The 21167-nt window shown below is 65.8% G+C and carries 20 protein-coding genes; 7 read left to right on the top strand and 13 right to left on the bottom strand.

The annotated features are described in order from the left end of the window. Positions 1-133 precede the first annotated feature (133 nt). The 7 genes from AC07Y9_RS21440 to AC07Y9_RS21410 all read right to left on the bottom strand — a co-directional run bounded on the left by AC07Y9_RS21440 (position 134) and on the right by AC07Y9_RS21410 (position 6679). A complete protein-coding gene (locus tag AC07Y9_RS21440) occupies positions 134-1123 on the bottom strand; it encodes a Csu type fimbrial protein (protein WP_102681072.1) in 990 nt (329 codons plus the stop codon). 32 nt (positions 1124-1155) lie between these two features. Next, complete coding sequence (locus AC07Y9_RS21435) at positions 1156-3513, bottom strand: fimbria/pilus outer membrane usher protein (RefSeq protein ID WP_102681073.1); 2358 nt, start codon at positions 3511-3513, stop codon at positions 1156-1158. A 127-nt stretch (positions 3514-3640) separates the two neighbouring features. After that, complete coding sequence (locus AC07Y9_RS21430; protein WP_102681074.1) at positions 3641-4432, bottom strand: fimbrial biogenesis chaperone; 792 nt, start codon at positions 4430-4432, stop codon at positions 3641-3643. Positions 4433-4459: 27 nt separating this feature from the next. Then, complete coding sequence (locus AC07Y9_RS21425) at positions 4460-4960, bottom strand: Csu type fimbrial protein (RefSeq protein WP_102681075.1); 501 nt, start codon at positions 4958-4960, stop codon at positions 4460-4462. Between the two features lie 4 nt (positions 4961-4964). Beyond that, on the bottom strand, positions 4965-5495 hold the full coding sequence (locus tag AC07Y9_RS21420) for a Csu type fimbrial protein (RefSeq protein ID WP_102681076.1): 531 nt from the start codon (positions 5493-5495) through the stop codon (positions 4965-4967). Between the two features lie 20 nt (positions 5496-5515). Then, on the bottom strand, positions 5516-6055 hold the full coding sequence (locus tag AC07Y9_RS21415; RefSeq protein WP_102681077.1) for a Csu type fimbrial protein: 540 nt from the start codon (positions 6053-6055) through the stop codon (positions 5516-5518). Positions 6056-6154: 99 nt separating this feature from the next. Continuing rightward, on the bottom strand, positions 6155-6679 hold the full coding sequence (locus tag AC07Y9_RS21410; protein ID WP_007923574.1) for a Csu type fimbrial protein: 525 nt from the start codon (positions 6677-6679) through the stop codon (positions 6155-6157). A gap of 285 nt (positions 6680-6964) precedes the next feature. Here AC07Y9_RS21410 and zapE point away from each other — a divergent pair, with 285 nt between their 5' ends. Both zapE and AC07Y9_RS21400 read left to right on the top strand, forming a co-directional pair. Further along, positions 6965-8110: a cell division protein ZapE gene (gene zapE, locus AC07Y9_RS21405; RefSeq protein ID WP_102681078.1), complete on the top strand. Its 1146-nt coding sequence runs from the start codon at positions 6965-6967 to the stop codon at positions 8108-8110. A 93-nt stretch (positions 8111-8203) separates the two neighbouring features. Then, positions 8204-9517, top strand: coding sequence for a leucine-rich repeat-containing protein kinase family protein (locus AC07Y9_RS21400; protein WP_102681079.1), 1314 nt, complete (start codon positions 8204-8206; stop codon positions 9515-9517). A gap of 85 nt (positions 9518-9602) precedes the next feature. Here the strand turns inward: AC07Y9_RS21400 and AC07Y9_RS21395 are convergent, their stop codons facing one another. After that, positions 9603-10307 carry a YebC/PmpR family DNA-binding transcriptional regulator gene (locus AC07Y9_RS21395; RefSeq protein ID WP_102681080.1) on the bottom strand — a complete coding sequence of 235 codons (705 nt, stop codon included), beginning with the start codon at positions 10305-10307 and terminating at the stop codon, positions 9603-9605. Between the two features lie 306 nt (positions 10308-10613). Then, on the bottom strand, positions 10614-11477 hold the full coding sequence (locus tag AC07Y9_RS21390; RefSeq protein WP_102681081.1) for a LysR substrate-binding domain-containing protein: 864 nt from the start codon (positions 11475-11477) through the stop codon (positions 10614-10616). Positions 11478-11605: 128 nt separating this feature from the next. Here AC07Y9_RS21390 and AC07Y9_RS21385 point away from each other — a divergent pair, with 128 nt between their 5' ends. The 3 genes from AC07Y9_RS21385 (at position 11606) to AC07Y9_RS21375 (ending at position 14373) form a co-directional block, all read left to right on the top strand. Next, the gene (locus tag AC07Y9_RS21385) at positions 11606-12715 is read left to right on the top strand and encodes a 2-aminoethylphosphonate--pyruvate transaminase (protein WP_102681082.1); all 1110 of its coding nucleotides are present in this window, start codon (positions 11606-11608) and stop codon (positions 12713-12715) included. Between the two features lie 113 nt (positions 12716-12828). Continuing rightward, complete coding sequence (gene phnX / locus AC07Y9_RS21380) at positions 12829-13656, top strand: phosphonoacetaldehyde hydrolase (RefSeq protein ID WP_102681083.1); 828 nt, start codon at positions 12829-12831, stop codon at positions 13654-13656. 168 nt (positions 13657-13824) lie between these two features. Continuing rightward, the gene (locus tag AC07Y9_RS21375; protein ID WP_007927183.1) at positions 13825-14373 is read left to right on the top strand and encodes a cytochrome b; all 549 of its coding nucleotides are present in this window, start codon (positions 13825-13827) and stop codon (positions 14371-14373) included. Here AC07Y9_RS21375 and AC07Y9_RS21370 read toward each other — a convergent pair. Continuing rightward, positions 14370-15305 carry a 1-aminocyclopropane-1-carboxylate deaminase/D-cysteine desulfhydrase gene (locus AC07Y9_RS21370; RefSeq protein ID WP_102690486.1) on the bottom strand — a complete coding sequence of 312 codons (936 nt, stop codon included), beginning with the start codon at positions 15303-15305 and terminating at the stop codon, positions 14370-14372. The two genes, AC07Y9_RS21375 and AC07Y9_RS21370, sit on opposite strands and share 4 nt — an antisense overlap. A 204-nt stretch (positions 15306-15509) precedes the next feature. Beyond that, a complete protein-coding gene (locus AC07Y9_RS21365; protein WP_102681085.1) occupies positions 15510-17549 on the bottom strand; it encodes an NADPH-dependent 2,4-dienoyl-CoA reductase in 2040 nt (679 codons plus the stop codon). A gap of 211 nt (positions 17550-17760) precedes the next feature. Here AC07Y9_RS21365 and AC07Y9_RS21360 point away from each other — a divergent pair, with 211 nt between their 5' ends. Both AC07Y9_RS21360 and AC07Y9_RS21355 read left to right on the top strand, forming a co-directional pair. Beyond that, positions 17761-18891, top strand: a complete 1131-nt coding sequence (locus tag AC07Y9_RS21360; protein ID WP_102681086.1) for a carbon-nitrogen hydrolase family protein — start codon at positions 17761-17763, stop codon at positions 18889-18891. Positions 18892-18895: 4 nt separating this feature from the next. Continuing rightward, entirely contained in the window at positions 18896-19933 is a 1038-nt protein-coding gene (locus AC07Y9_RS21355; protein ID WP_007927193.1) for an AraC family transcriptional regulator, read from the top strand. A 17-nt stretch (positions 19934-19950) separates the two neighbouring features. Here the strand turns inward: AC07Y9_RS21355 and AC07Y9_RS21350 are convergent, their stop codons facing one another. Together AC07Y9_RS21350 and AC07Y9_RS21345 are read right to left on the bottom strand one after the other, a co-directional pair. Further along, positions 19951-20148: a hypothetical protein gene (locus tag AC07Y9_RS21350; protein WP_146021805.1), complete on the bottom strand. Its 198-nt coding sequence runs from the start codon at positions 20146-20148 to the stop codon at positions 19951-19953. A gap of 129 nt (positions 20149-20277) precedes the next feature. Continuing rightward, a complete protein-coding gene (locus tag AC07Y9_RS21345) occupies positions 20278-21135 on the bottom strand; it encodes a DUF2242 domain-containing protein (protein ID WP_102681087.1) in 858 nt (285 codons plus the stop codon). Positions 21136-21167 lie beyond the last annotated feature (32 nt).

Raw genomic sequence — 21167 nt, 5'->3', positions numbered from 1 at the left:
CCTCTCCTGTAGCCGCTGGCGCAGCCTGCGATCGGCAGCGCAGCGGCCGCAGGATATCCAGAACACCGCCGGGGCCTGAAACCAGCACACTATGAGCCGTAACCCTGCACCCCCATAGTTTGTCTCTCCCCGCCTAGAACCCCACATCCAGCACCACATTGTCGATATAGGTCCCCGCCGGCGGCGTGGCCTGGTCGGTGTAGATCCGGGCGTTGTAGTTGAACACCTGGCTGCCGGTGCCCAGGCCGTTGCCCGGGTTCACCTCGGCATCGGAACTGGCCCGCCGCGCCGCGCCCACGCTGCCCCAGCGGGTGGTGCCGGCACTCTTGAAGATGTCGTAGGCCAGGTAATTGCTCCCCGAGATCATCCGCCGCCGCCCGCCGACGCTGACGGCATGCTGGCCATCGTCCAGGCCCACGGTGTAGGCACTGCCCTTGGTACAGGCGAGGTTGATGGTCTGTCCGCTGACGGTGGCGAAGGCGCTGATCACCGGCGCGCTGCCGAAACTGATATTGGGCGCGGTGATCACGCAATCGTTGGCCACCGTCAGGTTGACCGTCAGGCTGGCGACGCCGCTGCCGATATCGCGCCCCAGGCATGCGCCCAGCGCACCGATCCCCGAGCAGTAGTTCCAGCTCCAGGCGATGCTCAGGGTCTCGGTGTAGATGCCGGCGGCGACGTTGCTGCCGGTGATGCTGCCCAGGTAGACCGGAATGGCCTTGGCCACGGTCGGGCTGCCCAGCAGCCCCAGGGCATCGACGATGGAGTTGCGCGCGAAGTCGAACTGCACGCCGCGGTTGATGGGGTAGTTGGTGCTGTTGTCGCCGTAGATGGTATAGCCGATGACATCGCCGGTGGGGCCCAACAGCCCGCTCTGCGAGGAGGTGATGGTGGCGTAGAAATGGTCGTTGCTGGCCATCAGGGTCGCCAACGAGCCGGTACAGGCCAGGCCGGCGTTGGTGCTGGAAGCGGACTGCGAGGTGGTGCGCACCAGGATCGAACTGAGGGTGCCGAAACTCGCCGGCGAGGTACTGACCACCGAACACAGGGCCTGGGCCGCCCCCGACGACAGCAGCGCCATCAGCAACAGCCCCTGGCCCCAATAGCGACACAACCTGTCCATGTTCACCGCCTCCCGATTCCGTTCATGAATCCTCACTGACACACCAAAGGCCCGATCAACGGCACCTGTTCCTGCTCCGGCTCCAGGGTAAAGCTCACCTGGCAACTGCTGCCGTCGGCCAGGCTGACCCGCAGGCTGTTGTTCGGCGCCAGGTTTTCCAGGTACACCAGGCCATCCCAGCCCACCACCGCCTGGGCGCCGCTCTGCTCGTGGGTCACCAGGCTGCCCAGGGGCAGCTCCTGGTGCCGGGCGTCCACCAGGACCACGCTGGCGGCGACGATGCGGGTCAAGGGGAACGCCACCAGGTAGCCACTGCCGCGACGCACCGCGACCCGCTGTTCGACCAGCGGGCTCTGCACGTTGGCCGGCAGGTTCAGCGGGTCGATCTCGTATTTGCCGCGGTAATAGGCGCTGCTCCAGGGCACCAACAGATGGCCGTTCTTATCGGTGCGTCCCACCAGCTGGTTTTCATAGCGCACCGGAATATCCCGGTAGCCGTCGGTGCTGACCACCACGAAAGCGTCGTCGATGCGGTTGGCGGCAAACACCTGATGGTCCATCCACACCAGCGAACCACTGGCGTCGGCCCAGCGGGTTTCGGCCTCGCTGGAACCATAGACCCCGGCCTGCAATTGCACCGACTGCAAACGCCAGGTCAGGTCGGCCTGGCGGTAGGCCGGCGCATCGCCCTGGGCATAACCGAGATTGAAGCCGACGCCCCCTTCGCTGGGCACCGCCCGGCTGTAGTTGACCCGCTGTCGGTCCTGCCCGTCCTTGCTGCGCTCGCTGCTCAGGCTCAGGCTGCCGTGGAGGTCGAACGGAATCACCAGTTGGGCCTGGACCGCCCAGTTGCTGTCGCCGATCTCGCGGTTGGCCGACAGGTAGAAACTGCTGCTGCGCCACAGCGGCTTGCTCCAGGTCAGGTTGAGCAGGCGGGTGCGCGAATCGTCCGTGGCGCGCACATCGAAATAACCGACACCGAGGCTGCCGTAGCGCTCGAGGTTGAGGCTCAGGGTCAGTTGCTCACTGCGCTGGCTGAGGCTGGCGTAGGGGCTGTCCACCACCGTCAGGTCGGCGTAGCCGTCGCGGCGCTGCATGCGCTGGTAGGACAGGCTGTAGCGCCGGCTGCTGTACTGATAACCGAGACTGACCTGCTGCCCACCCTGGCCGTCGAAGCGGCTCTGGCTGATGGCGCTGTTGAGCACACCGAAATTGCCCAGGCGCAGGTTGCCACCGAAACCGCCGAGGGTCAGGGACTGCGCCGCCTCGGCGTGGCCTTCCAGGGTCAGGTTGTCGCTCAGGCCGTAGCGCAGGCTGCCGGAAGTGACGCCGGGGCCGTAGCTGAAATCCCGCAGCGTGTAGTCGCGGCGCAGGGTCCCGGCGGCCACCGAGAAATCGCTCAGGCCTTTTTGCAGCAGGCTGCTGGTGACATAGAACGGCACGGTGGTGGACACCTGTCGCCCCAGGGCATCGGTGGTCACCACCACGGCTTCACCGGCACCGTTGATGAACGGGATATTGGTCAGGGTGTAGGGCCCCGGCTGCAGGTCGGCGCTGCTGGACTTGTAGCCGTTGATAAACAGGTCCACCGAGGACGGCACCGCCGCCTCCCCGGCGAACTGCGGCAAGGGGTAGGTCACCAGGTCCGGGCGCACGGCAAAATCGCGCGACAGTTGCACACCGCCCAGGCGCACCGAGTTGCTCCAGGGCAAGGCGCCACTGACCAGGTCGCCGGCCTCGTAGGTCAGCAAACGCTCGTCGTCGGAGTAACGCCAGGTGGTGTCATAGCGCCGGTAGCCATTGTTCAGCGTGCCCTCGCCCAGGCCGGAAAAGGTCCGCCGGTACTGGCCGGTGTTGGACAGGGTGCCCCAGCCGTCGAACAGCCGCACCTCGTTCCAGGCCGCCAGGTAGGTGCCGGCATCGTCGGTGTCGTTGAGGTACAGATCGTAATTGAGCAAGGCGCCGAAACTGCTCAGCGCCGGGGTTCGTGGATAGGCCTGGCGGCTGCCGATCAACTGCTCCGGCAGCCAGTCCGGCGGCACCTCCAGCAACAGCCGCTGGCCCTGGCTGTCGTAGTCGCTGTGCAGCCCTTGCAGGCTGTCGAGGGCGACCTGGGCGTCGAGCCCTTCGGGCAATTTCATCCCGCTTTCCCGCAGGGCCTGGGCCGGTACGAACAGGCGTCCGGCACGTTGCTCGACGGCGATCACTCGCCCGGTATTCATCTGATTGACCACCAGTTCCAGAAACAGTTGGGCATCGCTGATCGCTTCCATGCCGCTGGGCGGCGGCGGCAGTTCGCCACCCAGGCTGCCGGAGGCGAACACCCAGCAACACAGCCCGCTCACCGCCCACCCCGGGCGCCAGAAACGACGAGCCGCGCCGAGGTTCATTGAAGCGTTACGCCCATCGATGGACACCTTTCTTCCATGGCTTGCAGTGACTGCCGCTACCGGTCAGCCTGAATCGCCGATCGCCGGACAGCCCCGCACCCTTGTCTGCCCGCAGCGGTAGATGGCCTCAGCGGGCCGGCGCAACGTTCTGCACCTGCGGCGCGCCATTGACCCGCACCTGCAACGCCGCGTCCGCGGTTGGCGCGGCGGGCACCGGCCAACGCATGATCGCCCCCGGCAGCACGTAGCCCAGCAGCCCTTCCACCAGCGGCCGGGTCTGCCCCGCCTGCTTGAGCGCCACGTCGGTCAGGCGCGCATGCACCGCGCCCTGGTTGCGTAGCTCGACGTAATTGCGGCCATCCACCGCCACCTTGCGCCAGCTCAGCTGGGGCACGCCGGCGCTTTTCGGATCACGCTGGCGAGTGCTGTCTTCCTTGCTCCAGAGCCCGGCACCGTAGGCGAACAGCGGCACCGAATAACGCATCTGGAAACGGATGGCCGCCGCCGTCTTGCCCTCGCCTTCGGGGATCGGCGGCTGCGCCAAGGGGATTTCATCGATGATGATCCGGTAGGCCAGCTCCTGGCCGGGCGGGACTTCGCGGGTCCGGGTCAGGCGGACCAGTTGCCTCTGCCCGGGCGCGATCTTCGCCACCGGCGGGCTGCCGATCACCTCCCGCTGGTTCTGGTACTGGTCCTCGAAGCCGCTCTGGCTCCAGGCAAAGACCCGGATCTGCAGGTTCGCGGTTTCCGTGCCGCGGTTTTCCAGCCACAGCGCGCTGGCCTGCTGGTCGGCCTCCAGCACCGGGTCTATCGGCCAGATCAGCACCGAGCTGGCGGCCCTTGCCTGAACCGCCCCCAGCAACGCCATGGCCAGCACGGCACAAGCAACGACCTGCAACCGCCGGGAAGTCGAATACATACCGCTACTCCTTATGGTCTTGCTCCATCACCACGACAGCTGCACCTGCAGCACATCGCTGTACGTCCCCCCAGGCTGATTACCCGGTAATTGCACCTGGCCGTAGATCGGCAGGCTGATGTTGTTCGCGTCGCTATAGGCCACCGCCACGCTCTGGCCGATGCCCAGGCTCTGGCTGAACGCGGCGTCGCGAAACAGCTGATAAGCCACCCGCGCACTGCCGCCATCGAGCTGCATGTGCCGTCCGCTGCTGTTGTACTGGCCGCCGTCGACGCTCATGTTCAGGGTCACCCCCGGCGTGCATTGCAGTTGCACGCTGTTCGCCAGGGCGACCTGCAGCGTGCTGGTGGACAACGCCGACTGGCTGCCGAAGTTCAGGTTGCCGTAATTGCTCACGCCCCCCACCACCAGGCACCCGGCGACCACCGTGGCGCTGACCTGGAAGCTCTGGCTGGTCACCGCCGCCAGGGGCAGCGGCAGGCTGCTGGCACCGAGCAGTACCAGCGCCGCGCACGCGTGACGGGGCATGGCGTCAGAAGGTCAGTTCGACGGCGACGGTATCGGTGTAGGTGCCCGCCGGCAGGCCAGCCTTGCCGAGCGCCTTGCCGTAGATATTGACGGTCTGCGCCACGCCGGTGCTGGTGGCCAGGTTGATGGCATCGTCGATGGCCAGGAGCTGCGTGTGCCCGGAGTCGGTGTACAAGTCGTAAGGCACGAAGTTGCCGCTGCCATCGGCCAGGGCCCGGGTGCCGCCGGCGGACTGGCCGTCATGGGTGCCCGCGCGGACCGTCACCACCGGGCTGGTGCCACTGGAGCAGAGGATCGACAAGGCCCCGCCGCCGCCGAGTACCTGGGCCGTAGCCTGGGTGAACAGGCTGTCGGTGGTGCCGAAGTTCAGGGCGCCGAAGTTCAGGCCGCTGCTGCCGCCCGCGCCATTGACCTGGCAACTGCTGGTGAGAATCAGGCTGGACGTGATCTGGCCGGTGACCGTCGCGGCCTGGGCCACGGAAAACATGACCAGTCCAAGCAGCGACAAGGCGATCCGGGATACAAGCATGTGCATGACATTCGTCCTCTTTGGGTTTACCAATCCAGCGTCACCGTCAGGGTATCGGTGTAGACCCCCGCCGGTAGCGCACGGCTATTCGCGACCACCGAGCCAAACACCGGGATCGGTACCTGGGCCCCACTGGTAACGGCGAAATTGCGTTGCTGACCGATGCTGTAGCTGTCGCCGCCGGAGGCATCGAGGAACAGCCGATAGGCAATGGTCTGGCGACCATTGCTCAGGCGCCGGGTATTGCCGTCGCCATTGCGGCCGCCGTCGATGGTCACGGTGAAACCGGTCACCGACGGGTTGCAGGCCACCTCCAGGCGCCCGCTGCCGCTACCGCTGACATTGGCTCTCAGGGGCGCACTCCAGGTCGGGCCATGCTGGCCGAAATCCAGCAGGCCGAAGTCGTCGACCGGATTCTCGGGCGTGCGGGTCGCACCGTTGGTCACTTCACAGCCGGCGATGATGGTCAGCCGCGCGTGTATCTGCCCGCTGATCGCCGCTTGCGTGTCGCCAGCCGGCAGGAGCAACGAACCCAGGGCGGCCAGCGCCCAGCTTCTGATCGTCATCGCCGCCCTCCTGGAGCCATGGGTTCTCTCACCTTGACCGCCCTTGGTGCGCGGTCTCCCTGCGCTGCCCGGATCCACTGGGCAGCTCCCGCGCCGCCACTACCAGGTGACCGTCACTTTCAGCAGATCGGAATAACGGCTGACCCGCGGGATCTCGGCCAGCGGCTCGATCCGCCCGTACAACGGCAGGTCCACCGAACCCGAGTCCGGCACCCGGCCGCTCACCGGCACATTCACCGGCAGCGGAATGCGCCGGGCCGCGTCCTGGTACAGGCGATAGGGAATGGGCTTGCTGTGTGCGGCACTGCCGGCCAGGTAGCGCACTTCGCCGACGCCCCCGTGCTGCCCGCCATCGACGCGCACTTGATAAGGGGTGTCCGGGTTGCACTCGAGCCTGGGCAGGCGAGTGTCGAGCAACGCCGCGCTGAGGGGGCCGGCGGGGTTGTCGAGACGCGGGCTGCTGCCGAAATCCAGCACGCCCAGTTGCTCGACGCCGGCGTCGCGCTGCTGTCCCACCAGCTGGCAGCCACGCTGCACGTCGACCCGGACCTCCACCTGGAGTTCCACGGCCGATGCTGTCGCGGCGAGCAGCATGCTCATGACTGCAAAAAACCGGCTTGCCATTCAACGCCTCAATCCTTTTGAGGAACGATAGGTACAGCTCAGGTTAGTCAGCGCCGGGGAAATCGCCAGCGCCGGGGGCAAGCCGCCCGCCAATGAAACAACCCCTTGGGTGCCCGATGCACCAGGGTCGAACACAGTGACACGGGCAAAAAACTGTACCGACCAGAACTTTTCGTAGAACCAATCAGCGCCTTCAGACAGCGCTGGATGCCGGGCCGGGGATTGGTTAAATTACCGCGCCGGTTCCAGGGGGGGAGCGGGCCTGGAACCATCGGGGTGACACCATTGGCCGCTTTACCGCCAAACCGCTCGCTACGCCCATCGCGCTGGCCCAGGCTGCGCGCGTTCTTCGGCAAGGCCTTCGCCCGGCCCGCCGCCAGCACCAGCCACGGCCGAGTGATTCACGAGTATTTCCGGCACAAGGCCCACGACCAGGGCTACACCCTGAGCCACAGCCAGCAGCGGGTGATCGACTACATGGCCCAGCAGGCCAACGCCCTGCTCCAGCCAGACGCCAAGCCAAACGCCGGCCGCAGCCTGTACCTGTATGGCGCGGTGGGACGGGGCAAGAGCTGGCTGCTGGACGGTTTCTTCCGCGCCATCCCGCTGGCGGAAAAACAGCGCCTGCACTTCCACGATTTCTTCGCCCAATTGCATCAGGGCATGTTCCGCCACCGCGAGCAGCCCGACGCCCTGCAGGCCACCCTCGACGAACTGCTCAACGACTGCCGCGTATTGTGCTTCGACGAGTTCCATGTCCACGACATCGGCGATGCGATGCTGATCACGCGGCTGTTCAAGGCCCTGTTCCAGCGCGGCATCCTGCTGCTGGTGACCTCCAACTACGCGCCCCAGGGCTTGCTGCCCAACCCGCTCTACCACGCGCGCTTCAAGCCAGTGATCGACCTGATCGGCAGCCGCATGCAGGTGTTGGAGGTCGGCGGCCCCCACGACTACCGCAGTCAGCCCCGCAGCCATTCGCAGCAGGTGTTCACCCAGGGCCGTTACCTGTGGCCCGGCAGCGAGCAGCAACGCCTGAGCCTGGGCCTGCCGCGGCGCAACGGCCCGACCTCGGCGCTGATGGTCGGCACGCGTCAGCTCCAGGTACGGTTGTGCGAACAACACAGCGTGGGGTTTGCCTTCAGTGACCTGTGCGAACAGCCGACCGCGGTCATGGACTACCTGGAGCTGAGCCGACGTTTCGACCACTGGATCATCGACGAGCTGCCCGAGCTGGGCGAATGCCCGATTGCCGTGCAGCAACGCTTTATCAACCTGATCGACGTGCTGTACGACCAGGACAAGCACCTGACCCTGATCGGCGAACGCTCCCTGCGTGAAAGCCTGGGCGGTAACGCCATCGACCTGGCGCGCACCCGCAGCCGCCTGGGCCAGCTGCAGGAAATCAGCGCGGATACGCCGCCGGGCTGAACCGGCGGTCGCCACCCACTGCTCCACGCCGCTATCATGGCGGCCATTTCCAGGGCCACGCGCCCTCCTCCTGCCTGAGTGTCGAATCTGTTCATGGATACCCTTGCCCAACTGCGAGCCGGCCAATTGACCGGGCTCAAGCGTCTGGACCTGTCTTGCGGGCTGAGCGAATTCCCCCGGGAAATCTTCGACCTGGCGGACTCGCTGGAAGTCCTCAACCTCAGCGGCAATGCCCTGAGCAGCCTGCCGGACGACTTGCACCGCCTGACCCGCCTGCGGGTGCTGTTCTGCTCCGATAACCTCTTCACCGAGATGCCGGCCTGTGTCGGCCAGTGCACGCAACTGAGCATGGTCGGCTTCAAGGCCAACCGCATCGAGCGGGTGCCCGCCACCGCCCTGCCGCCGCTGTTGCGCTGGCTGATCCTCACCGACAACCGCATCGAGGAACTGCCGGACGAGCTGGGCCAGCGCCCGCACCTGCAAAAGTTGATGCTCTCCGGCAACCGCCTGACCCGGCTGCCCCAGAGCCTCGGCCAATGCCAGCAGTTGGAGCTGATCCGCATCGCCGCCAACCGGCTCAGCGCACTGCCGGCCTTCCTGCTTGGCCTGCCGCGCCTGACCTGGCTGGCCTATGCCGGCAACCCGCTGGAATCCGAGGCCGACGCCGCGGCGCTGGAATCGGTGGCACGCATTCCCTGGGCCGAGCTGGAAGTGCAGCAGCGCCTGGGCGAAGGCGCGTCCGGAGTGATTCACCAGGCCCGCTGGCAGCCCCCCGGGCAAGCGCCAAGCGAGGTGGCGGTCAAGCTGTACAAGGGCAGCATGACCAGCGACGGCTCGCCGCTGCATGAAATGAACGCCTGCATCAGCGCCGGCCGGCACCCGAACCTGATCCGGGTCGAAGGCCGGATCAGCGATCATCCCGAAGGGCAGAACGGCCTGGTGATGCAGTTGATCGAGCCGAGCTACCGCAACCTGGCGGCCTTGCCGAGCCTGGCCTCCTGCACCCGGGACATCTACGACGAGAGCACCCGCTTCAGCGCCGACGCGGCCTTGCGCATGGCCCGCGGCATCGCTTCGGTCGGCGCGCACTTGCACCACCAGGGCATCACCCACGGCGACCTGTACGGCCATAACATTCTGTGGAACCCACAGGGCGAGTGCCTGCTGGGGGATTTTGGCGCGGCGTCCTTCCATGCGCTGGCCGACACCGAGGAAACCCGGGCCCTGCAACGCATCGAAGTACGGGCCTTCGGCATTCTGCTGGAGGAGTTGCTGGCAAGGATCGAGTCGGGCCTGAGCCCGCGGCAGCATGAACGCCTGGCGGCGCTGATCAACGACTGCTGTCAGCCGCAGGTGCTGGCGCGACCGGGATTTGCCGAAGTCGGGGACGTGTTGCGGGGGATTTGAAGAGCATCGCCAGCCAACTCGCTCCTGCTGGAGCTTGCCGGCTGGCGCAAGAATCGCTCAGGTAGCGCGATTCACCGGGCCGGGCTCAACCCGCCAGGCCGACGAACATGTCCTGCACGTCGTCATGGTTGTCCAGGCCTTCGAGGAAGGCTTCGACTTCTGCCATCTGCTCGTCGGACAGGCCGCTGACCGGGCTCTTCGGCTGGTAGCCGAGCTTGGCCGAGAGCACGGTGAAGCCTTGCTCGGGCAGGGCTTTCTGCACCGCGTCGAGGTCGGCAGGCTCGGTCAGGAACAGGGTCGCGCCCTCGTCCCCAGGCTCGAAATCCTGGGCCCCGGCTTCGATGGCCGCCAGCTCCGGATCGGCGTCCGGGCTGTCCGGCGCGGCTTCGATCATGCCGACATGGTTGAAGTCCCAGGACACCGAACCGGAAGCGCCCAGCTGGCCCTTGCGGAAGGCCACGCGGATTTCCGCCACGGTGCGGTTGATGTTGTCCGTCACGCATTCGACGATCAGCGGCACCTGGTGCGGCGCGAAACCTTCGTAGGTCACACGGTGGTACTGCACGGTCTCGCCGAGCTGGCCCGAACCTTTCTTGATCGCACGCTCCAGGGTCTCGCGGGGCATCGAGGCCTTTTTCGCCTGCTCCACCACCAGACGCAGGTGTGCGTTGGTGGCGACGTCAGCGCCGTTGCGGGCAGCAATGGTGATCTCTTTGACCAGCTTGCCGAAGATCTTGCCCTTGGCGTTGGCTGCTGCTTCTTTGTGTTTAACCTTCCACTGTGCGCCCATTACTCACTCTCTTTGATCTGTGGCGTCGAGTTGGATGTGGCCGACGCGATGGGCAAGTTTATACGGCCTGAAGGCACCAATCGACCAAAAAGTCAGATCCGCGACCACCTGTCCCGCATCGGAGCCAGTGGCGACCTTTCCTGAATCGTGGTCGCGAAAGCCGGGTGCCCCTGTCGCCGCTGCCGCAGGCTGCGATAAGGCCGAAGGCCTTCAGCGGTCTCAAGATCGTGCGCCCGCGTTGTCGGAATGCCGCCCAGATCGATCGCAACCTGCGGCAGCGGCGACAGGTTCAGGGCAATCCGCGCGTCAGTTCGTCGGCGCCAGCTGCAGAAACGCCTGGATCAAGCGCAAGTCCCGGCGCCGCTCCAGGCAGCCGAGCATGTGCCGGTTCAACAGCCCTTCGCCAATGATCGGCACCGCCCGCACCCGCGGGTCGGGGCTGAGTTCCAGCGACGACACCACGCCCACCCCCAGCTGCGCCGCCACCGCCTCGGTCACCGCCTCGCGGCTGTCCAGCTCCAGCAGCACCTTGGGGTTGACCTCGGCCTGGGCGCAGGCCTGGTCGAAGGTGCGGCGGGTGATCGAGCTGGGTTCGCGCAGGACCATGATCACCTGGTCCAGTCGCTCCAGCCGCACGCCCTCAGGCTCGGTCAGCCATGGATGGCCCTGCGGCACCAGCGCGCAGATCCGCGACTCGCCAAGGCTTTGCAGATGCAGGCCCTTGCGCGGCTCGACCTCGGTCAGCACCGCCACATCGGCGTGCTCCGAAAGCAGCGCCGCCAGGGTTTCCTGGGCATTGCCCAGGCGCAGGTTGACGGTAATCCCCGGATAGCGCTCGCGCAGGCTGGCAAGCATCGGCATCACCAGGTGCGGGCCGTCCGCCGCCACTTCCAGGCGCCCGGTGAGCAGTTGCCGGTTGGCTTCGAGCATGGCCTGGGCCTCTTCGGCCAGGCCGAACATGGCGCGGGTGATCGCCGCCAGCTTGGTGCCCTCTTCTGTCAGTTCGACCCGGCGCGCGGTGCGGCGCAGCAGGGTGATCTGGTAGTGCTCTTCCAGCGCCTTGATATGCCCGGTGACCGCCGGCTGGCTGATGAACAGCCGCGCCGCGGCGCGGGTGAAGCTGCCTTCACGGGCCACGGCATCGAATGCGCGCAGTTGGAACAGGTTCATATCTATCGGCCTCGCTTATGGCTGGCATAACGACAAACAATTTGATTGATAAAGAGCCAAACTGCAATTTAGGCCCCGTAGTTTTTATCCCAAGCGCATCCCACAGCGCTTCTGCGAGGACACCCGAATTGAGTACTGCCGAGCCCATCCTGCTCACCCCCGGCCCCCTGACCACCTCGGCCCGCACCCGCCAGGCGATGCTGGTGGACTGGGGTTCCTGGGATGAGCGTTTCAACCAACTGACCGCCAGCCTCTGCGAACAGCTGCTGGCCATCGTCAACGGCGCCGCCAGCCACCACTGCGTGCCCCTGCAAGGCAGCGGCACCTTCGCCGTGGAAGCCGCCATCGGCACCCTGGTGCCACGGGGCGGCAAGGTGCTGGTGCTGATCAACGGTGCCTACGGCAAGCGCCTGGCGAAGATCTGCGAAGTGCTGGGCCGCGACTTCAGCACCTTCGAAACCGCCGAGGACCAGCCGACCAGCGCCGCCGACGTCGATCGCCTGCTGCGAGCCGATGCCGCCATCAGCCATGTGGCGCTGATCCACTGCGAAACCAGCACCGGCATCCTCAACCCGCTGCCGGAGATCGCCCAGGTCGTGGCCGGGCATGGCAAGCGCCTGATCATCGACGCCATGAGCTCCTTCGGCGCGCTGCCGATCGATGCCAGGCACATGCCGTTCGACGCGCTGATCGCCGCGTCCGGCAAATGCCTGGAAGGCGTCCCCGGCATGGGCTTCGTCTTCGCCCGCCAGGAAGCCCTGGCCACGGCCGCCGGCAACTCGCACTCGCTGGCCATGGACCTGCACGACCAGCACGGCTACATGGTCAAGACCGGGCAATGGCGCTTCACCCCGCCGACCCATGTGGTCGCGGCGCTGCACGAAGCGCTGCTGCAATACCACGAAGAAGGCGGCCTGCCGGCGCGCCACCAGCGCTATGCCGCCAACTGCCAGGCGCTGCTCGACGGCATGGCGCGACTGGGCCTGCGCAGCTTTCTGCCGGCGGCGATCCAGGCGCCGATCATCGTCACCTTCCACGCGCCGAAAGATCCGCGCTACCAGTTCAAGGAGTTCTACGAACGGGTCAAGGCCAAGGGTTTCATCCTCTATCCCGGCAAGCTGACCCAGGTCGAAACCTTCCGCGTCGGCTGCATCGGCCATGTCGACCCAGCCGGGATGCGCACCGCGGTCCAGGCCATCGCCGACGTGCTGCGGGAAATGCAAGTACTGGATATCTGACCCCGACACACAACCTGTAGGAGCGAGGCTCGCCCGCGAATGCGGGCACCGCGCTCTTTCAGGTCAACCTCATCATCGCGGGCAAGCCTCGCCCCCACACAGGTCTTCGACACATGAACTACAACACCCCCAACCAGCTGCAAGCCGCCATCCTCGACTGGGCCGGCACCGTGGTCGACTTCGGCTCCTTCGCGCCGACCCAGATCTTCGTCGAAGCCTTCGCCGAGTTCGATGTACAGGTCTCCATCGAAGAAGCCCGCGGCCCGATGGGCATGGGCAAGTGGGACCATATCCGCACCCTGTGCGACCTGCCGCAGGTTGCCGAGCGTTATCGCCAGGTGTTCGGCCGCACCCCGACCGATGAGGATGTCACCGCCATCTACCAGCGCTTCATGCCGCTGCAGATCGAAAAGATCGCCGAACATTCGGCGCTGATTCCCGGCGCCCTGGAGACCATCGCCACCCTGCGCCAGCAAGGCATAAAGATCGGCTCCTGCTCCGGCTACCCGAAGCAGGTCATGGACAAGGTGGTGGAACTGGCCGCGACCCATGGCTACGTCGCCGACCATGTGGTAGCCACCGATGAAGTGCCGAACGGCCGCCCATGGCCGGCCCAGGCCCTGGCCAACGTGATCGCCCTGGGGATCGACGAGGTCGCCGCCTGCGTGAAGATCGACGACACCGTGCCGGGCATTCTCGAAGGCCGTCGCGCCGGCATGTGGACCGTGGCCCTGATCTGCTCCGGCAACGCCCTGGGCCTTACCTACGAAGCCTATCGCGCCCTGGGCAGCGACACCCTGGCCAGCGAGCGCCAGCGCATCCACGCGTTATTCGAAGGTTCGCGCCCGCACTACATGATCGACACCATCAGCGACCTGCCGCAGGTGATCACCGACATCAACCAGCGCCTGGCCAACGGCGAGATGCCGCAAAGCAGCTGATCGGCCACTTGCCCCCAACGGCAGCCCCGATCCGCGGCTGCCGTTTTTTTTCCGCTACCCGCTCAAACCGCGCATTTGCCCCGGGCAGAGCCTCGGAAACAGGATTACAGTTACAGCACTCCGTCGTTAAGAACGGAGACAACTGACCTGATGAACGAGGAAGGATCTATGCCCTGGAAGAACTCCGACAGCCGTTACAGTACGGTGTCGATTGCATTGCATTGGCTGATGCTGGTGTTGTTGATCGCGGTGTACGCCTGCATCGAACTGCGCGGCATTTTCCCCAAGGGCAGCGGTGGCCGGACGCTGATCAAGGAAGCGCACTTCATGCTCGGCCTGACCGTGTTCGTGCTGGTCTGGCTGCGCCTGTTCGCCCGCAGCCTGGGGGTAGCGCCGAAGATCCTGCCGACCCCGCCGAGCTGGCAGACGGTCCTGGCCAAGCTGATGCACTGGGCCCTGTACCTGTTCATGATCGCCATGCCGATCCTCGGCTGGCTGATCACCAGCGCCGAAGGCCATCAGGTGATGTTCTACGGCATCGACCTGCCGCTGCTGGTGGCTGAAGACAAACAGTTCGCCAAGCAGGTCGAAGGCTGGCACGTGCTGCTGGGCACCGTCGGCTACTGGCTGATCGGGCTGCATGCGGTGGCTGGGCTTTATCACCACTACTTTATGCGCGACAACACCCTGCAACGCATGCTGCCCAAACGCGGCTAAGGCTGCGCTGGCGCGGCGAAACCCCGGCGGCCCTGCAAGCCGCCGGTATGGACGAAGACCAGGCGGCTGCCGGCGGCAAACCGCCCGGCCTCGACCTGTTGCTTGAGGGCCAGCAAGGCCTTGCCGGTGTACAGCGGCTCCAGGGGGATGCCGCTGTGCCGTTCGCTCTCCTCGATAAATTCCAGCAGCAGCGGGTCGACCTTGGCGAAACCGCCACGACTGCTATCGAGCAGTTCATAGCCCGCAGCCAGCAGCCCCGCCTCCCGCACAATCGCCGCCACCTGCTGCGCGACGCCATGATCGTCCGGCACCGCCAGGGCGCCATACACCGGGTGGGCACCGGCTTCCCCCAACACCAGTCCGGCCAGGGTGGTGCCGGTGCCGGCGGCCAGCCACCAGCCGTGATAGTCGTCCCAACCCAGGGTATCCAGCTGGCTGCGCAACTGCTTCACCAGCGGCATGCAGCCGGTCGCCCCGAGCAAGCCACCGCCACCCTCCGCCACCGGGAACAGCCCGGGGTACTGCGCCTGCCAGGGCTGCCAGAACCCTGGCTCATGCCGCGCCCGGTAGCCGGCGTAACCGAGCCAGTGCAGCCGCATGCCAAAGCCTTGCAGGTCGAGCACGGTGGGCGTGTCCTGCGGATGGCCACGCAGCAGCCCCACGGTGGCAAAACCAAAACGCTTGCCGGCGGCCGCCAGCGCATGCAGGTGATTGGAGTGCGCGCCGCCCAGGCTGATGATGCCCCAGGCGCCGGCTTGGCGAGCCGCCGCCAGATGCGGGGCGAGCTTGAACCACTTGTTGCCGGAGATCAGCGGGTCGATCTGGTCCAGGCGCAAGACCGCCACCTCGACCCCGGCCTCGGTCAGCCAGTCGAGGTCCAGGGGTTGCAAGGGTGCGCTGGGTAGCCAGTCGAAGGAAGCAGGAAACGCCATGGATGGGGAGGTTTGGAAGGAGTGAGGCGAGAGTCTATCAGCAAAACCGCGGAGTCCCTGATAGCGGGTCCTACGGCCCCGATCGCAGGCTTCGCCAGCGGTTACCTGATCCCCGGTGTAACCGCTGGCGCAGGCTGCGATCGGCCACGCAGCGGACGTAATCAGGCCACCGCGCTAGTCGCGGTGGCCATGACTAGCGGCGGATCAGAGTTCGGCGGCCAGGCGCGAGCCCTGGTTGATCGCTCGCTTGGCGTCCAGCTCGGCGGCCACATCGGCGCCACCGATCAGGTGCACGCTCTGCCCGGCGGCCACCAGGCCTTCGTGCAGTTCACGCAGCGGGTCCTGGCCGGCGCAGATCACAACGTTGTCCACCGGCAAGACCTGCGGTTCGCCACTCTCGCCGATGCGGATGTGCAGGCCGGCGTCGTCGATCTTCAGGTATTCGACGCTGTTGAGCATCTGCACCTGCTTGTTCTTCAGGCCGGTGCGGTGGATCCAGCCGGTGGTCTTGCCCAGGCCGTCGCCGACCTTGGAGGTCTTGCGCTGCAACAGGAACACCTGGCGCGCCGGGGCATGGCGCTCGGGCTTGATGCCGGCGACGCCGCCACGGGCCTCCAGGTGCGTGTCGATGCCCCACTCCTTCCAGAACGCTTCACGGTCCTGGCTGGTGGCCACGCCCTGATGCACGAGGAACTCGGAGACGTCGAAGCCGATGCCGCCGGCCCCGATCACCGCCACTTTCTGGCCCACCGGCTTGCGCTGCAAGAGCACGTCCAGGTAGCTCAGGACCTTGGCGTTGTCGACGCCCGGGATTGCCGGTGTGCGCGGGGCGATACCAGTGGCCAGGATGATTTCGTCATAGCCGCCGGCCACCAGTTGCTCGACATCGACCCGGCGGTTCAGGCACAGCTCGACGTTGGTGGTCTGCAGCTTGCGCTTGAAGTAGCGCAGGGTTTCGAAGAACTCTTCCTTGCCCGGCACGCGCTTGGCGACATTGAACTGGCCGCCGATTTCGCTGGCCGAATCGAAGAGCGTCACCTGGTGGCCGCGCTCGGCCGCCACGGTCGCGGCGGACAGCCCGGCAGGGCCGGCGCCGACCACGGCGATCTTCTTGATCTGCTGCACCGGCAAGTAGTTGAGCTCGGTCTCGTGGCAGGCCCGCGGGTTGACCAGGCAGCTGGTGAGCTTGCCACCGAAGGTGTGGTCCAGGCAGGCCTGGTTGCAGCCGATGCAGGTATTGATTTCGTCGCCACGCCCCGCAGCCGCCTTGTTGACGAACTCCGGGTCGGCGAGGAACGGCCGCGCCATGGAAACCATGTCGGCGTCGCCTTCGGCAAGGATCTGCTCGGCCACTTCCGGGGTGTTGATGCGGTTGGTGGTGATCAGCGGGATCGATACCGAACCGCGCAGCTTGGCCGTGACCTTGCTGAAGGCGGCACGCGGCACCTTGGTGGCGATGGTCGGGATCCGCGCTTCGTGCCAGCCGATCCCGGTGTTGATGAGGGTCGCGCCGGCCTGCTCGATGGCCTGGGCCAGTTGCACGATTTCTTCCCAGGTACTGCCGCCTTCCACCAGGTCGAGCATCGACAGGCGAAAGATGATGATGAAGTTCGGGCCTACCGCTTCGCGCACGCGGCGGACAATTTCCACCGGCAGGCGCATGCGGTTTTCGTAGCTGCCGCCCCAGCGGTCGGTCCGGTGGTTCGTGTGCGCGGCGAGGAACTGGTTAATGAAGTAGCCCTCGGAACCCATGATCTCGACGCCGTCGTACTCGGCCTGCTGCGCCAGGCTGGAGCAGGTGACGAAGTCGCGGATCTGTTTCTCGATGCCTTCTTCGTCCAGCTCCTTGGGCTTGAACGGGTTGATCGGTGCCTGGATCGCGCTCGGTGCCACCTGTTTCGGGCTGTAGGCATAACGCCCGGCGTGGAGGATCTGCATGCAGATCTTGCCGCCCGCCTCGTGGACCGCACGGGTGACGACGCGGTGCTTGAGCGCTTCTTCCTCGGTGGTCAGCTTGGCCGCGCCGGAGTACACGCCGCCTTCGTCGTTGGGGCCGATGCCGCCGGTGACCATCAGGCCAACGCCGCCGCGGGCGCGCTCGGCGAAGTAGGCGGCCATGCGCTCGAAGCCACCGGGCTTTTCTTCCAGGCCGGTGTGCATCGAGCCCATCAGGGTACGGTTGCGCAGGGTGGTAAAGCCCAGGTCCAGCGGGGCCAGCAAATGCGGGTAGTGAGCGGCGGCCATCGGTAACTCCACATCGAACGATCACGGAAAAAATGCGGAAGCTCTGCGGCCTCCGTCGGTCATGTTCGACAGACTAAGAGCAGCCCCCAAGGCGCTCAATGACCGTAACTGACAACTTATTGATCCAAATGCGCAGCCCGGCCTTGGCAATCGCGGACATGGGCCCTACCCTAGTCAGCGAATCCCGCACACGGCTGCCGACTGTCTTCCCATGCGCAAACTTCTTTATTTCACCTTCACCCTGGCCCTGATTGCCGCCATCACCAGCTACGCCCTGTGGACCCGCGAGCGGCCGATCGGTCACTACCTTTCCGACCTGCGCATCCAGCTCGCGGTGGACCAGGGCACTCCGGCCGATCACGGCAATCTGCTGGGCATCCAGCCCGAGCTGTTCCCCACCGATTACCAGAGCCCCGAGCGCCTGCACCGCAAGCTTGCGGCCTACCTGCAGCAGGCCCGGGACCAGGGGCTGTTGAATGAAAAGACTGTGGTGGTGCTGCCGGAGCACATTGGCACCTGGCTAATGGTCAGCGGCGAGAAAAACGAGCTGTACCAGGCCGCCAGCCTGAAAGAGGCGATGAACTGGCTGGCGGTGAGCAACCCACTGCCCTTCCTGCGCGCGCTGATCACCGCCAAGGGTGACAATCGCCTGGACGACGCGCACCTGCGGATGAAGGCCAGGAGCATGGCCGATCAATACCAGCGGCTGTTCGGCGGCCTGGCCAAGGAATTTGGTATCACCCTGGTGGCCGGCTCCATTGTCCTGCCCGAGCCGGTGATCGAAGGCAGCAACCTGCGCATCGGCAGCGGCGCGCTGTACAACACCACCCTGGTCTTCGGCAGCGACGGCCTGCCGATCGGCCAGCCGCAACGCCAGCTGTACCCGACCTTCGACGAACGCGGTTTTATCCAGGCCAGCGCCGACCAGACTGTGCAGGTGGTCGACACCCCGGCCGGGCGCCTGGGCGTGCTGATCGGCAGCGACAGCTGGTACCCGGACAACTACCGCAAGCTCAACGCCCAGGGCGCGCAACTGGTGGCGGTCCCGGCCTTCGTCATGGGCCGCGGCGCCTGGGACCGGCCGTGGCGCGGCTACAAGAATCTCTCTACCCCGAGCGAGGTCAGCCTCAAGCCGGAAGAAGTCAGCGAAGGCGAGGCCTGGCGTCGCCTGACCCTGACCAGCCGCGTGCCCAGCAGCCTGGCCAGCGCCGGTGTCAGCGTGTTTCTGCGCGGCCAGTTCTGGGATCAGGGCAGCGCCGGACAAAGCTTCATCAACAGCAACGGCGAGCACTTCGCCGATGGCGATGCCCGTGGCGCGCGCTTGCTGAATATCTGGTTGTAAATCCATGAAGCCCCAGCCGATGCGCCTCGGAGACCTGTCGGTGGGTTTCGTCCATAGCCTGGCCGACGCCGTGCGCAGCCATGGCCTCGACCCGCAGCCGCTGCTGGAACAATACGGACTGGATACCGCACGCCTGGCCGAGGCCGGGGCGCGGCTGTCGATTCCCCGTTACATGCGCCTGGGCCACGCGGCGATTCAACTGACCGGCGATCCGGCGCTGGGGCTGCGCATGGGCCAGCTCAGCCGCCTGAGCCAGGCCGGGCTGGCGGGCGTCACCGCCGCCCAGGCGCCGACCGTGCGTGAAGCCGCACGCTGCCTGACCCGCTTCGAGGCCCTGTATGGCTCGAACTATCGCGGCCAGTCGAGCTTCCACGAAGACGCCGACGGCGCCTGGCTGCGCTTCTACTCCATCAGCCCCTATAACGCCTACAACCGCTTTGTGGTGGACTCGATCCTGGCCGGCTGGCTCCAGCAACTGGGCAGCCTCGGTTTACCGGTCAAGGCCGAACGCATCGAGATCGAGTTTGCCCAGACCGATTACCGCGAACGCTACACCAGCCTGGGGGATTGCCCGATCCAGTTCGGCGCCGAGCACAATCAACTGCGCCTGAGCCAGGCCACCCTGGCCCAGCGCAATGTCGAGCACTGCCCCAGTACCTGGCGCCATCTGCTGCAACTGTGTGAACGGGAACTGGAGCAACTGACCCGTACCCGCAGCCTGCGTGAACGCATCACTCAGTTGCTCGGGCCTTTGCTCAATGGTGGCCGGGAACCCGACCTGGAAGAAGTGGCGGCACGCCTGAAGCTGCCAACCTGGACCTTGCGCCGCAAACTGGCCGAGGAAGGCACGCAGTTTCGCGCCATTCTCAACGACACCCGTCGCGACCTGGCCATGACCTACATTCGCGATACCGAACTGGCCTTCGGGGAAATTGCCTATCTGTTGGGGTTTGCCTCAGCCGAGGCCTTTCAACGCGCCTTCAAGCGCTGGAGCGGCCAGACACCGGGTGAATTTCGTCGCAGCCACCGGCAGTCCGCCTAAAAAAAACGCCACCGGCGTTACAGCTCGGTGGCGTCTTCTGCGGGTTCCAGCGGGTCCAGTTCGAAAGCCTGGAATTCCAGCAGTTCTTCTTGGTAATCGTCCATGGCGGACTCCTTGTGTGTGGGGTGTAGGTAATCTGCTCGCTGAGTAGTCTTCTTACTGACCTTGGCCACCAGCATAAAGTGCCGGTGTGACAGAAAAAATACCGCGCGCAATCTGCGTCCCTCAAATGGAACGTAGCAGCTGGCAACGGATTTACCCGCGAGCTGGCAAAGAAATTTTCAGAGAGGCTCGGCAACCGCGGGATCGACACCTGGGTCGATCTCGCAGCTATCTGCAGATGCTTACTGTGGCGGCGCCGGAATCGGCTCTGTCGGGGCCGGCAAGGTGCTGGCGGGAGGCGGGGTAACGATCTCGGTGGACGGCGTCGGCTCGGCAGGTGCGCCCGGCGCAATGGGCGCCGCTTCCGCCGGTGGTGCCAGCGGTTGCGAGAGGTTCGATTCGGCTGGCACAACCGGAGGGGTGGCCGGGGCCGGCTCGGCGGCCGGTGCAACAGGCGCCGGTTGTGGCGTCACTGGGGCCGGGGCCGGCGCTGCGGCAGGCTCGGCGGGCTTGGGTTCGGGCACGCCCAGATCGGTCTTGGGTTTCTCGATGATGTGCGCGGCCTTTTTCGCTTCCTGCGGCAGGAACAGCTCCACCAGGGCGAAATAACGCTCGTAGAACTTCGCCGAGGAAACCGTCTCGCTGGCGACCTTGACCATCGAGTCGTCGGTCGAGCCGATCGGCATCGATACCGAGCCCAGCACACCCACCCCCAGGCTTGCCGAGTTGTTGACCTTCTTCAGGGCATAACGGTCTTGCAGGGCGTTGGCGAACACCGTGGAACGGTGACCGCTGTTGCCATCCTGGGCGCACACCACGCTGAAGCTGATCTCCATGTGGGTTTCGCCGGTCTGCTGGAAGCTCTTGTGACCACTGACCAGCTTCGGATCGCTGCTGGTGATGATGTAGCCCTGGCTGAGCAAGGCGCGACGGGCGGCCTCGCAGGACGCCGTCTCATTCACCGGGTAATTGCGCGAAAAAGTGCCGGAGTCATCGAAGTTTTCATGCTCGTAAATGGCGGTCTTCTGCGACGAACAACCGGCGACGGCCGCCAGCAGCAGCGTCAACCCGGCAGCACGCAGGTGAAATGATCTATGCATCGAAAATCCTGAGGAAAACGGTCCGGGGCGTA

It is taken from the genome of Pseudomonas sp. GW456-L12 (genome assembly GCF_059424045.1).
Note: the sequence above shows the minus strand (reverse complement) of the source record. Positions and strands in the feature narration are given on the sequence as shown.